This is a genomic window from Kitasatospora sp. NPDC056076 (assembly GCF_042266305.1).
GTDB lineage: Bacteria > Actinomycetota > Actinomycetes > Streptomycetales > Streptomycetaceae > Kitasatospora.
This window is the reverse complement of sequence record NZ_JBHJWG010000041.1, coordinates 67,761-82,475: the sequence shown is the minus strand read 5'-3', so window position 1 is coordinate 82,475 and position 14,715 is coordinate 67,761. Positions and strand designations below refer to the sequence as shown.

General features: G+C 74.2%; 13 protein-coding genes and 1 pseudogene. 1 reads left to right on the top strand and 13 read right to left on the bottom strand.

The annotated features are described in order from the left end of the window. The 4 genes and pseudogenes from ACFC1T_RS28885 to ACFC1T_RS28870 all read right to left on the bottom strand — a co-directional run. Positions 1-584: pseudogene (locus ACFC1T_RS28885) on the bottom strand (hypothetical protein); the annotation flags it as partial. A gap of 13 nt (positions 585-597) precedes the next feature. Continuing rightward, positions 598-1,230: a nicotinate-nucleotide adenylyltransferase gene (gene nadD / locus ACFC1T_RS28880; protein ID WP_375893133.1), complete on the bottom strand. Its 633-nt coding sequence runs from the start codon at positions 1,228-1,230 to the stop codon at positions 598-600. Positions 1,231-1,354: 124 nt separating this feature from the next. Beyond that, positions 1,355-1,504 (bottom strand): hypothetical protein, encoded by a 150-nt coding sequence (locus ACFC1T_RS28875; RefSeq protein ID WP_350505430.1) that lies wholly within the window; start codon positions 1,502-1,504, stop codon positions 1,355-1,357. A gap of 152 nt (positions 1,505-1,656) precedes the next feature. Then, positions 1,657-1,803: a hypothetical protein gene (locus ACFC1T_RS28870; RefSeq protein WP_188306314.1), complete on the bottom strand. Its 147-nt coding sequence runs from the start codon at positions 1,801-1,803 to the stop codon at positions 1,657-1,659. Positions 1,804-2,111: 308 nt separating this feature from the next. Here ACFC1T_RS28870 and ACFC1T_RS28865 point away from each other — a divergent pair, with 308 nt between their 5' ends. After that, positions 2,112-3,200: a M48 family metallopeptidase gene (locus ACFC1T_RS28865; protein ID WP_375893132.1), complete on the top strand. Its 1,089-nt coding sequence runs from the start codon at positions 2,112-2,114 to the stop codon at positions 3,198-3,200. Positions 3,201-3,333: 133 nt separating this feature from the next. Here ACFC1T_RS28865 and ACFC1T_RS28860 read toward each other — a convergent pair whose 3' ends face one another. The 9 genes from ACFC1T_RS28860 to ACFC1T_RS28820 form a co-directional block, all read right to left on the bottom strand. Next, positions 3,334-4,395: a hypothetical protein gene (locus ACFC1T_RS28860; RefSeq protein WP_375893131.1), complete on the bottom strand. Its 1,062-nt coding sequence runs from the start codon at positions 4,393-4,395 to the stop codon at positions 3,334-3,336. Between the two features lie 105 nt (positions 4,396-4,500). Continuing rightward, a complete protein-coding gene (locus tag ACFC1T_RS28855; protein ID WP_375893129.1) occupies positions 4,501-5,076 on the bottom strand; it encodes a hypothetical protein in 576 nt (191 codons plus the stop codon). A gap of 112 nt (positions 5,077-5,188) precedes the next feature. Then, positions 5,189-6,511, bottom strand: coding sequence for a glutamate-5-semialdehyde dehydrogenase (locus ACFC1T_RS28850; protein WP_375893128.1), 1,323 nt, complete (start codon positions 6,509-6,511; stop codon positions 5,189-5,191). Between the two features lie 127 nt (positions 6,512-6,638). After that, positions 6,639-7,163: a hypothetical protein gene (locus tag ACFC1T_RS28845; RefSeq protein ID WP_375893126.1), complete on the bottom strand. Its 525-nt coding sequence runs from the start codon at positions 7,161-7,163 to the stop codon at positions 6,639-6,641. Positions 7,164-7,327: 164 nt separating this feature from the next. Next, the gene (gene proB, locus ACFC1T_RS28840) at positions 7,328-8,464 is read right to left on the bottom strand and encodes a glutamate 5-kinase (RefSeq protein ID WP_375893124.1); all 1,137 of its coding nucleotides are present in this window, start codon (positions 8,462-8,464) and stop codon (positions 7,328-7,330) included. Positions 8,465-8,697: 233 nt separating this feature from the next. Next, positions 8,698-10,173 carry a GTPase ObgE gene (obgE, locus tag ACFC1T_RS28835; RefSeq protein WP_375893123.1) on the bottom strand — a complete coding sequence of 492 codons (1,476 nt, stop codon included), beginning with the start codon at positions 10,171-10,173 and terminating at the stop codon, positions 8,698-8,700. 115 nt (positions 10,174-10,288) lie between these two features. Next, positions 10,289-10,546, bottom strand: coding sequence for a 50S ribosomal protein L27 (gene rpmA / locus ACFC1T_RS28830; protein WP_030058248.1), 258 nt, complete (start codon positions 10,544-10,546; stop codon positions 10,289-10,291). Between the two features lie 14 nt (positions 10,547-10,560). Beyond that, entirely contained in the window at positions 10,561-10,878 is a 318-nt protein-coding gene (rplU, locus tag ACFC1T_RS28825; RefSeq protein ID WP_375893120.1) for a 50S ribosomal protein L21, read from the bottom strand. Between the two features lie 232 nt (positions 10,879-11,110). Then, positions 11,111-14,707 (bottom strand): ribonuclease E/G, encoded by a 3,597-nt coding sequence (locus tag ACFC1T_RS28820; RefSeq protein ID WP_375893118.1) that lies wholly within the window; start codon positions 14,705-14,707, stop codon positions 11,111-11,113. Between the last annotated feature and the right edge of the window lie 8 nt (positions 14,708-14,715).

Here is a 14,715-nt window from a genome sequence, read left to right as displayed (position 1 = left end):
GCCTCCGCACCCGGCCGGGGGGTCCGGCGGCGCGGCGGCGGCACGGCGGCGGGCCCCGCCGGGGCGGACGGCTCCGGCGCGGACGGCTGCGGCACGGTCGGCTGCGGCTCGGCGACCACCGGCCCGGCCGGCGCCGCCGGTGCGGCCTGGTACGGCTGCTGCTGGTACGCCTGGTACCCCTGCTGCTGGTAGCCCCCGTACGGGTCCTGCCCGTACACCGGCTGCCCGTACTGGTCGTACGTCGGCGGCTCGTACGGCTGCGGCTCGTACCCCTGCTGCCCGTACGTCTGCTGCTGCGGGAACTGCCCGCCCTGCTGGTAGCCCTGGGCCTGGGCCTGGGCCTGCTGCCCGCTGTACGAGCCCTGCCCGTACACCGGCTGCCCGTACTGGTCGTACGTCTGCGACCCGTACGGCTGCTCCTCGTACTGCTGCCCGTACGCCGGGGGCTGCTGCTGCCCCTGCGGGTGCCCCTCGCCCTGGCCCTGGACCTGGTACGACTGCTGGTACGGCTGCTGGTACTGGCCGGTGGACCACTCCTGCGGCTGCCCGCCGTTGCCGCTGCCGTTACCGCTGCGATCGGTCACGCCCGCTCCTGGCTCAGGTCCCGTGCGGCGCGTAGAGCGCCCGCTTGTCGATGTAGCGGACCACCCCGTCCGGGACGAGGTACCAGACCGGCTCGCCCTTGGCGACCCGGTTGCGGCAGTCCGTGGAGGAGATGGCCAACGCCGGGACCTCCACCAGGGAGACCCCGCCCACCGGAAGCCCGGCGTCCGACAGAGTGTGCCCCGGACGGGTGCAACCGATGAAGTGGGCCAGCGAGAAGAGTTCGTCCGAGTCGTGCCAGGACAGGATCTGGGCCAGCGCGTCGGCGCCGGTGATGAAGAAGAGGTCCGCGGCCGGGTGCAGGGAGTGCAGGTCGCGCAGGGTGTCGACGGTGTAGGTCGGGCCCTCGCGGTCGATGTCGATCCGGCTCACCGAGAACTGCGGGTTCTCGGCGGTGGCGATGACCGTCATCAGGTAGCGGTCCTCGGCCGGGGTGACCTGGCGGTCGCTCTTCTGCCACGGCTCACCGGTCGGGACGAAGATCACCTCGTCCAGGTGGAACGCGCTCGCCACCTCGCTCGCGGCTACCAGGTGGCCGTGGTGGATCGGGTCGAAGGTGCCGCCCATCACCCCGAGGCGCTTCTTCACCGGTTCCGGTCCGCCGGGATTCCCGGCCTGCTCTCCCATGCCGCCACACCTTACGCGACGCCCGTTGCGGTGCGGGAACGCCCGTGTGGGGGTTGTCCGCAGATGCGTGAGGGAGCGGCCGGCGCACCGGCCGGACGCTCCCCGAGCGGTCCCGGGACGGAGCTCAGCGGTCCCGGTTGAAGCGGGTGGTGATGAAGAGCAGGAGAACCAGGATGAACAGCGCGGCGCCACCCGTCAGCAGCGGGTTGAGGCTGTCGTGGTTGCCCCCCTCGGCGAGGAGGTTCAGGGCGGGGAGTGCGGCAGCAGTGCTCATGGTCGGCGGGACCTTCTCGGCTCGGTGACGGACCTGGGGGTGGTTCCGGGCCGGTGAGGGCCCACCCGTCATCGTACGGGGGGTTACGCGGCAACCGCTCGGCGGCCCACCGCCGCTGACCGGGCGTGAGCGAACCGAGGGGGACGCGGCGTCTACTGGCCCCGGAAGGCGCGGGCCATGATCCAGACCAGCAGGCCGATCCCGACGAAGGAGGCGATCACGATGATCCGCAGGAACAGGCCCGGGCCGGCCTCGTCGGAGATGGGTGCGGCCAGGCTGACCAGCGCTTCGGTGGACATCTGAGGGACTCCTCGAACTGCTCGGTACCGCGGCCGGGTCCGGTCTCGGTTCTCCAGGGCATTCAGGGTAAACCCGCCTCACACCGGCAGCGCCCACCGGCCCCCGCGCCGCGCCCGGCCCGCCCCCGCCCCGCCGCCAAGCCGCCGCCGCACCGCCACCGCGGCCGTGCCCGGGGGCGGGCCCGGGGACGAGTACGCAACCGCGGACGTTGCACAGGCAGTCGTTGCAGACGAGTCACTGCCGGCGAAGACCAGCGGGGGGCCGGGCGCTGCGCCGAGGCCGCCGTCGACCAGGAGGTACGCAGACCATGACCGACACGACCGCGAACGCACCGAGCCGCCGTCGTCAACGCTTCCCCGAGATCTCCACCCGGGCCTGGGAGCACCCCGCCGACCGCTCGGCGCTGGTCGCCCTGCGCCGGCTCTCCGGCTTCGACGACGTCCTGCGCAAGCTCGCCGGGCTGGTCTCCGAGCGCTCGATCCGGCTGATGTTCCTGGCCACCGCCGTGAAGACCTCCGAGCGCCAGTTCCCCGAGCTGTACGGCATGGTCCGCGACGCCGCCTACGTGCTCGACCTGGAGCAGGTCCCGGACCTGTACGTCAGCCAGGACCCGACGGTCAACGCGTTCACCATCGGCATCGACACCCCGATCATCGTGGTCACCAGCGGCCTGGTCGAGCTGCTGGACGAGGAGGAGCTGCGCTCCGTCATCGGCCACGAGGTCGGCCACGCGATGTCCGGCCACGCGGTCTACCGGACGATGCTGATGATCCTCACCAACATCGCCACCCGGATCGCCTGGGTGCCGCTCGGCAACCTGGCGATCATGGCCATCGTCACCGCGCTCAAGGAGTGGTTCCGCAAGGCCGAGCTGTCCAGCGACCGGGCCGGCCTGCTCGCCGGGCAGGACCTCCAGGCGTCCATGCGGGCCCTGATGAAGCTGGCCGGCGGGCACAACCTGGCCGAGATGAACGTCGACGCCTTCCTGGAGCAGGCCGAGGAGTACGAGAAGGCCGGGGACCTGCGCGACGGCGTGCTCAAGCTGCTCCAGCTGCTGCCGCAGACCCACCCGTTCGCGGTGGTCCGGGTCGCCCAGCTCAAGAAGTGGGCGGAGAGCGACGAGTACCGCTCGATCCTGGCCGGCGCCTACCCGCGCCGCACCGACGACCCGGACACCTCGGTCGGCGAGCAGTGGAAGGCCGCCGCCGAGCACTACACAACCTCGGTGAAGGAGAGCAAGGACCCGCTGATGGGCCTGCTGCGGGACGTGGCCGGCGGCGCCGCGACGGTCGGCGGCAAGCTGCGGGACACCTTCACCGGTGGCGGCCGCAACGACTCCGGCCCCCGCAACGGCTCCGGGGAGCGCGGCGACTCCGGGAACCGCACCGACGGCTGACCCCCGCCCCCGCCCTCTCCCTCGCCCCCTCCGACGGGACGGCCGGTGCCCCGCCCGGGTCACCGGCCACCCCGCCGCCGCCCCGCTGCCCAAGACGCCCCCGACGCCGCCGCCACCCCGACGCCCGCCCCGCTCAGCTCCCGGCCAGCACCCCGCACACCTGCCAGGCCGGCCGCGCGTGGTTGCCCGGGTCGACCGGCGTCGGCGCGGCCACCGCAGTGCCCTGCGCGGTGGCCAGCACCGGCTGCAGGAAGCCCGCCATCGAGGCGGTGCACGGCTCCGGGCCGGCCTGCAGCACCGCGTCCACCAGCCGCAGCTGCGCCTGCCCCAGGTCGACCCGGTCCAGTTGGAAGGTCAGCTCGCGCCGCACCGTCTCCAGGGTGACCGGGGCGCCGGCCGGGGCGCCGGCGGGCTTCAACGCGTAGACGAAGGTGTGGTCGGTGGTGATCTGCAGCGTGCCGCCGTCCGACTCGTCGACCCGCATCGCGCCGACCACCTTCACGGTGTCGGAGGCCAGCGCGACCTGCGCCGGGTCGAAGCGGACGATCCAGCCGGTCACCGCGTGGTGCCGGTCGTCCACCGGCTGGGCGACGCTCGCGTCGAACTGGGCCTGCTCACCGGGCGTGACGAAGACCCGCACGTCCGTGGTGGCGCCCTGGACCAGCTCCGCCGGCGCCAGCGAGGAGGCGACCAGGTAGCGCTGCACGGTGTCGAGGGCCTTGGTCACCTCGACCTTGCTGAAGTGCTCGGTGCCCGCGCCGCTCGGGGTGTTCAGTCCGGCCGCCCCGTCGCCGTACCCGGTCGGCAGCGCCGCGAACGGGTGCGCCGGGTCGGCGACCGGGCGCACGGCCGAAGCCGGGCTCAACGCGACCAGGCTGACGGTCAGTTGACTGCCCTCCGGCCGGGCCGGGATCCCCTTGGGCGAGTTCACCCCGAAGTACACCGCGGCCCCGAAGGCCAGCAGGATGAGCAGCAGCAGGGCCAGCGCCTGACGCGGCACGCTGCCCAGCGGCCCGAGCCGCACCCGGGCCCGGGTGGCCTTGCCGAAGGAGCCCGCGAGCCGCTCCCGGGCGGACAGTTCCTGGATCCGGGCAGCCCGGACGAACGACTCGTCGAAGACGACGGACCGGAACTCGTCCTCATTGCCGGAACCGCCCTCGGGCGTACCCTCAGGAGGCTCGCGCGGGTCACCCATAGCACCAGGGTAGGCGCACACCGGGCCCGCCACGAGGGCCCCGGCGCAGATTGCCGGGAACGCTCCGTGACCACCGCCCCGGGGCGTGCGCCCCCGGACACTCCCTTAGGGCGTCGACGCCGCCAGTGACGGCTCGGCCGGCACCGACCGCGGGTCCGCGCCCGGGCTGCTGCTGCCGGACTCCGGGCGCCGGGGCGCCCCCGAGGAGCCGCCCACGCCCTGGTAGACGGCCGCGACCGCCACCGCCACCAGGCTCACGCCCATGATCACGGCGAGCACCCAGGCCACCGGCCGGTGCCAGCGCTGCTGGGCCACGTACCGTCCGCGGGCCCGCACCGGGTCGTAGCGCCGCCCCCACCGCCGGCCCCGGCGGCCGGTCGCCCGGCCCGGGCCCGACCAGGGGTCGGGGTAGAGGTGGTCCTCGTCGAGTCCGCTCGGGTACGGGCGCAGCTCCAGCGGAAGCCCGTCCGCAGCCGGCACGTCATAGCTCCAGCCCGGTCCCGCGGAGTCCGGCTCGAACCGTGCCTCGGCGGCGGCGAGCTGCCGCTCCTTGGCGGTCGGCTCGTGCACGGCGGCGGACCGGACGAAGGCCTCATCGAAGACCACGGTGGCGAACTCGTCGTCCGCACCACCGTGGTCGGCGCCGTCGGGGTACGGCAAGCCCCCCACATCCTCAGCCACGGATTCAGCGTATTACCGGCCGGGCGATTTGTCTGTGGCTCCCGGCAGTTGGTCCGTCACCCGTGTGACGGCCGCCCCGCGCGGCGCCCCGTTCGGCGCCCGCGCCCCGCCCTCACTCGGCGTCCGCGCCCCCACCCACGGTCTGCGTCTCCTCGCCGCGGACGTGCCCGTCACCAGTGACGATGTACTTGGTGCTGGTCAGCTCCGGCAGGCCCATCGGGCCGCGGGCGTGCAGCTTCTGGGTGGAGATGCCGATCTCCGCGCCGAAGCCGAACTCACCGCCGTCGGTGAACCGGGTGGAGGCGTTGACGGCCACCGTGGTCGAGTCCACCAACTGGGTGAACCGGCGGGCGGCGGCCTGCGAGGTGGTGACGATCGCCTCGGTGTGGCCCGAGGACCAGCGGCGGATGTGCTCCACGGCCGCGTCCAGCGAGGGCACCACGGCCGCCGCCAGGTCGTACGAGAGGTACTCGGCGCCCCAGTCCTCGTCGGTGGCGGGCACCGCGGTGACGCCGGTGCCCTCGGCGGCCTTGAGCACCGCCTCGTCGCCGTGCACCGTCACCCCGGCCCCGGCCAGGGCGGCCAGCGCGAGCGGCAGGAAGGCGTCCGCGACGTCCTGGTGCACCAGCAGCGTCTCGGCGGAGTTGCAGACGCTGACCCGCTGCGCCTTGGAGTTCAGCAGGATGCCGACGGCCATCGCCAGGTCGGTCCGGGCGTCCACGTACACGTGGCAGTTGCCGGTGCCGGTCTCGATCACCGGGACGGTCGAACCCTCGACCACGGTGCGGATCAGCGAGGCGCCGCCGCGCGGGATCAGCACGTCGACCAGGCCGCGGGCGCGCATCAGCTCCTGCACCGAGTCCCGGCTCTCCCCCGGGACGAGCTGGATGACGTCGGCCGGCAGCCCGGCCGCGACGACGGCGTCCCGCAGGACGGCGACCAGCGCGGTGTTGGAGCGGTAGGCGGAGGCGGAGCCGCGCAGCAGCACCGCGTTGCCGGACTTGAGGCAGAGCGCGGCGGCGTCCACGGTGACGTTCGGCCGGGCCTCGTAGATGATGCCGACCACGCCGAGCGGCACCCGCACCTGACGCACGTCCAGGCCGTTCGGCAGGGTGTAGCCGCGCACCACCTCGCCGACCGGGTCGGCCAGGCCGGCCACGTCCCGCACGTCCGAGGCGATCGCGGCGATCCGCTCGCCGGTCAGGCTCAGCCGGTCGACCACCGACTCGGCCGTCCCCGCCGCGCGGGCCCGGGCCACGTCCTCGGCGTTGGCCGCGACGATCTCGGCGCTGCGGGCGACCAGCGCGTCCGCGATCGCCAGCAGCGCGGCGTCCTTGGCCCGGCGCGGCAGCGGGGCGAGCGCGGCGGCCGCCTCCCGGGCACGGCGCGCTACGGCGAGGACGGGGCTGTCGGCGGTGGCGAGGTCGTTGGTCATGCCGCCAAGGGTAGCGACTGCCCCCGCGCCGCCGAGCCGTCATTTCGCCCGGTGAGACGGCGCCCGGACGGCTCCGCGCGCCCTCGGCGCGAGCGCGCCCCGCCCTCGGTACGGCCGCACCCCTCCCTCAGTACGGGTGCACCCCGCCCAGGTGCGGCGGCGGATCGCCGAAGCCCTCGGCGACCCGCTTGCGGTACGTCGCCCGGTCGACCACTTCCAGCCCGACGATCTCCCACGGCGGCAGGCTCGCGGTCACCTTGTGCTCGCCCCACAGCCGCAGCGCTATCGCCGCCGCGTCGTGCAGGTCCCGGGCCTGCTCCCAGTAGCGGATCTCGGCGTGGTCGGCCGCGTAGCGGGCGGTCAGGAAGAACGAGTGGTCGTGCGCCAGCCGCTCCAGCGAGGCCCGCAGCGCGGACAGCGGGGTGGTCTGCCCGGCCACGCTCAGCACCACGTGCCACAGCCGGGCCTGCTCCGGCACGCTCGGCGGATCCGCCGCCTGCGCGCGCTGCGGCCGCAGCCGGCGCACCCCGCCGGGCCCCTGCGACGGCGGACCGGCCGGCTCGGCGGGGCCGTCCCCGCGTCCGCCGTCGATGCTGGTCAGCCGCCGGCCCGCCGTCCCTCCGGTCAGCGCTGCCTCGCGCCTGCGTTCCACCGGCGGCCTCCTGTTCGGCGATCTCGTGTCGTCCCGTACCGGCCCGCCGGCCCCCGGCCGACCGGTACGGCTGCGCCCCTCCTCGCCCGCGGCCGGTCCGCTCCCGTACGGAGCGGCCCGCCGACCGCGCCGCGCCGTCCGGCCGCTGCCGGCCGTACGGCCGGTCAGCCGTGCAGAACGACCAGGTCGTCGCGGTGGACGACCTCCCGCTCGTACCCGGCGCCGAACTCCTGGGCCAGGTCGCGGGTGGACCGGCCGAGCAGGCGGGGCAACTCCCTCGCATCAAAGTTGACCAGTCCGCGGGCCACGATGTGGCCGTTTTCGGCAAGAAGGTCCACCGGATCACCCGCGGCGAAGTCCCCGTCGACCTTGGTCACCCCGGCGGGCAGCAGCGAGGCGCCGCCGGAGACGACCGCCTCGACCGCGCCCGCGTCCAGGTGCAGGGCGCCGCGCGGGCTGCTGGCGTGGGCCAGCCAGAGCATCCGGTCGGAGGTGCGGCTGCCGGTGCGCCGGAAGAGCGTGCCGGTGGGCCGCCCGGCCAGCGCGTCGGCGGCGTGGCTGGCGGCGGTGAGCACCACCGGGATGCCCGCGCCGGTGGCGATCCGGGCCGCCTCCACCTTGGTGACCATGCCGCCGGTGCCCACGCCCGCCTTGCCGGCGCTGCCGATCTGGATGCCGTCGAGGTCGTGCGGGCCGCTCACCTCGGCGATCCGGCTGGTGCCGGGCCGGGACGGGTCGCCGTCGTAGAGGCCGTCCACGTCGGAGAGCAGCACCAGCAGGTCGGCCCGGACCAGGTGGGCGACCAGCGCGGCGAGCCGGTCGTTGTCCCCGAACTTGATTTCGGCGGTGGCGACGGTGTCGTTCTCGTTGACGACCGGCATCGCGCCCATCGCCAGCAGCTGGTCCAGCGTCCGGTAGGCGTTGCGGTAGTGGGCGCGGCGGCTGGCGTCCTCGGCGGTGAGCAGTACCTGGCCGACCCGGATGCCGTACCGGGCGAAGGAGGCGGTGTACCGCGCGACCAGCAGCCCCTGGCCGACGCTGGCCGCGGCCTGCTGGCGGGCCAGGTCCTTGGGCCGCTTGTCCAGACCGAGCGGGGCGAGCCCGGCGGCGATGGCACCGGAGGAGACGAGCACCACCTCGGGCGGCTCCGGGCGGCTGCGCGCCTTGGCGAGCGCGTCCACCAGGGCGTCCACCCGGTCGGCGTCCAGGCCGCCGGCCGCCGTGGTGAGTGAGGAGGAGCCGACCTTGACCACGATCCGCCGTGCGGTCAGCACCTCCTCCCGCAGTGAGTCCTCGCTCATCTCGCTGTACGCCCTTCCGGTGTGGTGCGGGTGCGGCGGGGCCCGGCCCGGCCGCCATGGCCGAAATCTACGCGATCCGCGCAGGTCACCCCCAGGGGGTTTCACCGGCTGGACCGGCCCCGCTCAAGCTCCGGACCCCTCGGGCGAGGTGACGGCGCGTCATGCCGCAACACAGCGGACGGCCCCGCCACCTGTCGAGGTGGCGGGGCCGTCCGCTGCGCGGCGGGGTCGACTCAGTGCTCCTCGTCGTCCTCGATCGCGGCCTGCCGGCCGCTGGAGAGCGCCTCGAAGGCGAGGTACTCGGCCTCGGCCGCGTCCCGGCCCTTCTGCTTCTCGCGGCGGCGGTCGACCGCCGGGCGCTGGGTCTCCATCCGGTGGTCCTCACCACGGCGGCCGAGCATCTCGGCGCCGGCGGCCATGGTCGGCTCCCAGTCGAAGACGACGGCGTTCTCCTCCGGGCCGATGATGACGGTGTCGCCCTCACGGGCGCCGACCTTCCACAACCGGTCCTCGATGCCGAGGCGGGCCAGCCGGTCGGCCAGGTAGCCGACGGCCTCGTCGTTGCTGAAGTCGGTCTGGCGGACCCAGCGCTCCGGCTTGACGCCGCGGATGCGGTAGGAGCCGTCCTCCTCCTCGATGGTGAAGCCCTCGTCGTCGACGGCCGTGGGCCGGATCACGATCCGGGTGGACTCCTCGGCCGGCTTGGCGGCGCGCGCCTCGGCGACGATCTTCGCCACCGCGAAGCTCAGCTCGCGCAGGCCCTTGCGGGAGGCGGCGGAGACCTCGTACACCTGGTAGCCGCGCTCCTCCAGCGAGGCACGGGTCAGGTCGGCGATGTCCTGGCCGTCCGGGACGTCCACCTTGTTGAGCGCGACCAGGCGCGGGCGGTCCTCCAGACCGCCGTACTCGGCGAGCTCGGCCTCGATGGTCTCCAGGTCGGTCAGCGGGTCGCGGCCGGGCTCCAGGGTGGCGCAGTCCAGCACGTGCACCAGCACCGAGCAGCGCTCGACGTGCCGCAGGAACTCCAGGCCCAGGCCCCGGCCCTGGCTGGCACCCGGGATCAGGCCGGGCACGTCGGCGATGGTGTAGACGGTTTCGCCCGCGGTGACCACGCCGAGGTTGGGGATCAGGGTGGTGAACGGGTAGTCCGCGATCTTCGGCTTGGCGGCGGAGAGCACCGAGATCAGCGAGGACTTGCCGGCGCTCGGGTAGCCGACCAGCGCCACGTCGGCGACGGACTTGAGCTCCATCACGATGTCGCGGGCCTCGCCGGGCTCGCCGAGCAGCGCGAAGCCGGGCGCCTTGCGGCGGGCCGAGGAGAGCGCGGCGTTGCCGAGGCCGCCGCGGCCGCCCTGGGCGGCGACGAAGCTGGTGCCGTGGCCGACCAGGTCGGCGAGCACGTTGCCCTGGCGGTCCAGCACCACGGTGCCGTCCGGCACCAGCAGGACGAGGTCGGAGCCCTCGGCGCCGGTGCGGTTGCCGCCCGCGCCCGGCTTGCCGTTGGTGGCCTTGCGCTTGGGCGAGTGGTGGTACTCGAGCAGGGTGGTGACCTGCGCGTCCACGGTCAGGATGACACTGCCGCCCTCACCGCCGTTCCCCCCGTCCGGTCCGCCGAGCGGCTTGAACTTCTCACGGTGAACGGAGGCGCAGCCGTGGCCTCCGTTACCCGCGGCGACGTGCAGTTCGACGCGGTCCACGAAGGTGGTCATGGTTGTGCCTCCAGTACGGGGAAGGGTTCTTCTGCGTAAAGCGCGAAGGGTGGACCGGAGAATTCCGGCCCACCCTTCAGTGTGAGTCCTGTCAGACTCGGGAGTCCGTTCGGACTCAGGCCTCGACGGCCACGATGTTGACGACCTTGCGGCCGCGACGGTTGCCGAACTGCACCGCACCGGCGGTCAGCGCGAACAGGGTGTCGTCGCCACCACGGCCGACACCGGCACCCGGGTGGAAGTGGGTGCCACGCTGGCGGACGAGGATCTCGCCGGCCGAGACGACCTGGCCACCGAAGCGCTTCACGCCGAGGCGCTGGGCGTTCGAGTCACGGCCGTTACGAGTAGAGCTTGCGCCCTTCTTGTGTGCCATTTTTCGCTATCCCCTTACTTGCTGACCGAGTCGATGCTGGTGATGCGCACCGCGGTGTGCTTCTGACGGTGACCCTGACGACGGCGGTAGCCGGTCTTGTTCTTGTAGCGCAGGATGACGATCTTGTCGCCCTTGGTCTGGTCGACCACCTCGGCGTGAGCCTTCACGCCGGCCAGGACCCACGGGTCGGAGGTGACGGCGTCACCGTCGACGACCAGGATGGTCGAGAACTCCACCGAGTCACCCGGCTTGGCCTCGATACGGTCGATCTCCAGCACGTCGCCGATGGCGACCTTGTGCTGGCGGCCGCCTGCGCGAACGATCGCGTACATGCGGTACCTACTTTCCCAACTCGGTCGGAACTCCCGACGCCAGCCACCTGGGTACGGACACAGGGGCCTCCCTCCGAACGCGCGCGCACGGGGCGCGGTGCTCTCGGAGAGGTGATGTGCTCGGGAGCGCGGCGTAGACACGCCGATGGTCAAGAATACGGACCGGCCGCCCAGGGGGCAAACCGGCCGGTACGACCGGGGGCGGGAAGGACTCCCGCCCCCGGCGTGGGCACTACTCGGACGCCGTATCACCCTCGGCGGCCGCGGCCTTCTTGGCCGCCGCGCTCGTCCGCTTGGTCGCGGTCTTGCGGGCGGTGGTCTTCTTGGCCGCCGTGGTGGTCTTCTTGGCGGCGGTCTTCTTCGCGGCGGTCTTGCGGGCGGCCCGCTTCTTCGGCGCCGGGGCCTCCTCGGCCGACGCCTCCTCGGCGGGGGCCTCCTCCGCGGCCGGGGTCTCGACGACCTCGGTCTCCGCGACGGCGGTCCCGGCGGCGGCCTCCGGGGCCACCTCCGCGACGGGCTCGGCCACGACCTCGACCGCCGGCTCGGCGGCCGGGGCGGCGGCGGCCAGGGCCGCCTCCAGGGCCGCGTCGGCCTTCGCCTGCAGCACCACGATCTCGGCGGCCTGCGGGGCACCGGCCGGAGCCGTCGCCTTGCGCACCGCGCGGCGGCGCGGACGGCCGGCCGGAGCGGCGGCGGGGGCCTCGGCCACCGGGGCCTCCACCTCCACGGCCTTCGGCGTCTCGACCACCACGGTCCCGACGGCCGGGGCCTCGACACCCGGGACCTCCAGGGCCAGCTGGCCCTCGATCTCCTCGCGCACCGGCTCGGCGGGCTCCTCGAACGCCTCGGCGACGGCCTCGGCCACCGACCCGGCCTCGACGGCCTGCGGCTCCTCGTGGCCCGCGCCGCCCTTGCCCCGGCGACGGCGCTTGCCGCTGCCCGGGCCCGCCTCGACGGCGGTGGCCGCCGGGGCGTGGACGTGGGCGCTCGGCTGCTCCATGTGCACGATCACGCCGCGGCCGTTGCAGTGCACGCAGGCCTCGGAGAAGGACTCCAGCAGGCCCTGGCCGACCCGCTTGCGGGTCATCTGGACCAGGCCCAGCGAGGTGACCTCGGCCACCTGGTGCTTGGTCCGGTCCCGGCCCAGGCACTCCAGCAGCCGGCGCAGCACCAGGTCGCGGTTGGACTCCAGGACCATGTCGATGAAGTCGATCACGATGATGCCGCCGAGGTCGCGCAGCCGCAGCTGGCGCACGATCTCCTCGGCCGCCTCGATGTTGTTCCGGGTGACCGTCTCCTCCAGGTTGCCGCCCTGGCCGACGAACTTCCCGGTGTTGACGTCGATGACGATCATCGCCTCGGTGCGGTCGATCACCAGCGAACCGCCGCTGGGCAGCCAGACCTTGCGGTCCAGCGCCTTCATCAGCTGCTCGTCGATCCGGTAGGTGGCGAACACGTCCACCTCGGAGGTCCACCGCTGGAGCCGCTCGGCGAGGTCCGGCGCCACGTTGGAGACGTACTCGTGGATGGTCTTCCACGCCTCGTCGCCGGAGACGATGACCTTGGTGAAGTCCTCGTTGAAGATGTCGCGGACGACCCGGACGGTCATGTCCGGCTCGCCGTACAGCAGCGCCGGGGCGTTGCCGGTCGCGGCCTTCTTCTGGATGTCCTCCCACTGCTGCTGGAGGCGCTGGACGTCGCGGGTCAGCTCCTCCTCGGAGGCGCCCTCGGCGGCGGTGCGCACGATCACGCCCGCGTCGTCCGGGACGATCTTCTTGAGGATCTGCTTGAGGCGGGCCCGCTCGTTCTCGGGCAGCTTGCGCGAGATGCCGGTCATCGAGCCCTCGGGCACGTACACCAGGTAGCGGCCGGGCAGCGAGATCTGGCTGGTCAGGCGGGCGCCCTTGTGGCCGATCGGGTCCTTGGAGACCTGGACCAGCACGGACTGGCCGGACTTGAGCACCGACTCGATCCGGCGCGGGCCGCCGTGGCCCAGCGCACCGAAGTTGACCTCACCGGCGTACAGCACCGCGTTGCGGCCCTTGCCGATGTCGACGAACGCGGCCTCCATGGACGGCAGCACGTTCTGGACCTTGCCCAGGTAGACGTTGCCGACGTACGAGGTGGCCTGCTCCTTGTTGACGTAGTGCTCGACCAGCACGCCGTCCTCCAGCACGCCGATCTGGGTGCGCTGGCCGTTCTGGCGCACCACCATGACGCGCTCGACCGACTCCCGGCGGGCCAGGAACTCGGCCTCGGTGATGATCGGCACCCGGCGGCGGCCCAGCTCGCGGCCCTCGCGGCGGCGCTGCTTCTTCGCCTCCAGACGGGTCGAGCCCTTGATGGACTGCACCTCGTCCGGGTCGAAGGACGGCTCGGTGGAGCGGCGGCGCGGCTCGCGCACCTTCACCACCGTGCGGACGCCGTCCTCCGTGGTCTCGGCGGCCTCGACGGCGCCGGCCTCACCGCTGCGGCGGCGACGGCGGCGACGGCGGCGCGACGAGGACAGGCCGGCGGCCAGGTCGTCGTCGTCCTCGTCGTCCTCGTCGGCGACCGCCCGGGTCGACTCCTCGGCGGCGGGCTGCTCGGTCTCGACGGCCTCGGCGGCCTCGAAGTCCTCGGCCTCGCCACGGCGGCGGCGACGGCCGCCCCGACGGCGGCGGCGGGACGGACGGCCGTCCTCCCACTCGTCCTCGGCCTCCGGACCGGCGACGGGGGCCTCCACGACGGGCTCCTCGACGACCGGGACCTCGACCGGAGCGGCCTTCACCGGAGCGGCCTTGACCGGAGCGGTCTTCACCGCAGCGGCCTTGGCCGGGGCCGACTTGGCCGGGGCGGCCTTGGCCGGCGCCTCGGCGGCCGTCCTGCGACGGTTCGGCTCGACCCGGGTGCGGACCCGGCGGCGGCGGCCGACACCGCTGTACTCGTACTCGTCCTCGTCCTGGCGCTCGGCCTCGACGGCCGGGGCGGCCTCGACCGGCGCCGGGGCGGCGGCGGGCTGCTGCGGCGCGGCGGGCGCGACGTAGGGGGCGGGCTCCTGGAACACCGGGGCCTGGAAGACTGCGGTGGCCGGGCGCACGGCGCGGCGGCGCACCCGGTGGTGCGGCTCGGCCTCGGCGGCCGGGGCGGGGGCGGGGGCGGGGGCGGCGACCGGCTCGGCGGCGACCGGGGCCTCGGCGACGGCCTCGACGGCCTCCTCCTCGGCGGGCTCCTCCTCGACGGCGGGCTCCTCGGCCACCGGCTCCTCCACCGGGGCCTCGACCACCGGCGCGGCCTCGACCACGCGACGGCGGCGCGGGCGGCGGGCCGGAGCGGCCGGGGTCTCCTCGGCCACCGGCTCGGCAACCGGCTCCACGACCGGCTCGACGACCGGGGCGGGGGCGGCGGCCACCGGCTCCTCGACCGCGGCCTCGGCCTTCTTGCGGGTCCGACGGGCCCGAACGGGCTTCTCCGCCTTCTCCTCGGCCTTCGCCTCCGTGGTCTTCGTCTCCGTGGCCTTCGCCTCGGCCTCCGGTGCGGTGACCACGATCGCGGTCTCCTCCGGAGCACCGGCCGGAGCCTCGGCACGCTTGCGGGTCCGGCGGGCCCGGACCGGCTTCTCGGCCGCCGGCGCCGCCTCGGCGGGCGCCTCGGCCGCAACGGCCGTCGGCTCGACCGGGACCACCGTCTCGGCCGTCTCGGCAGCCGCACCCTGCGGGGTGCCCGCCGGGCGGGACACCGCCCGGCGGCGACGGCGCGGCGGCGCGGCGGACGCGCCCTCACCACCGGTCGCGGCGGTTTCGTTCTGTTCCGTGGCCGCAGTCTGCTGCGGATCGGTGTTATCGAGCATGCGGGTGG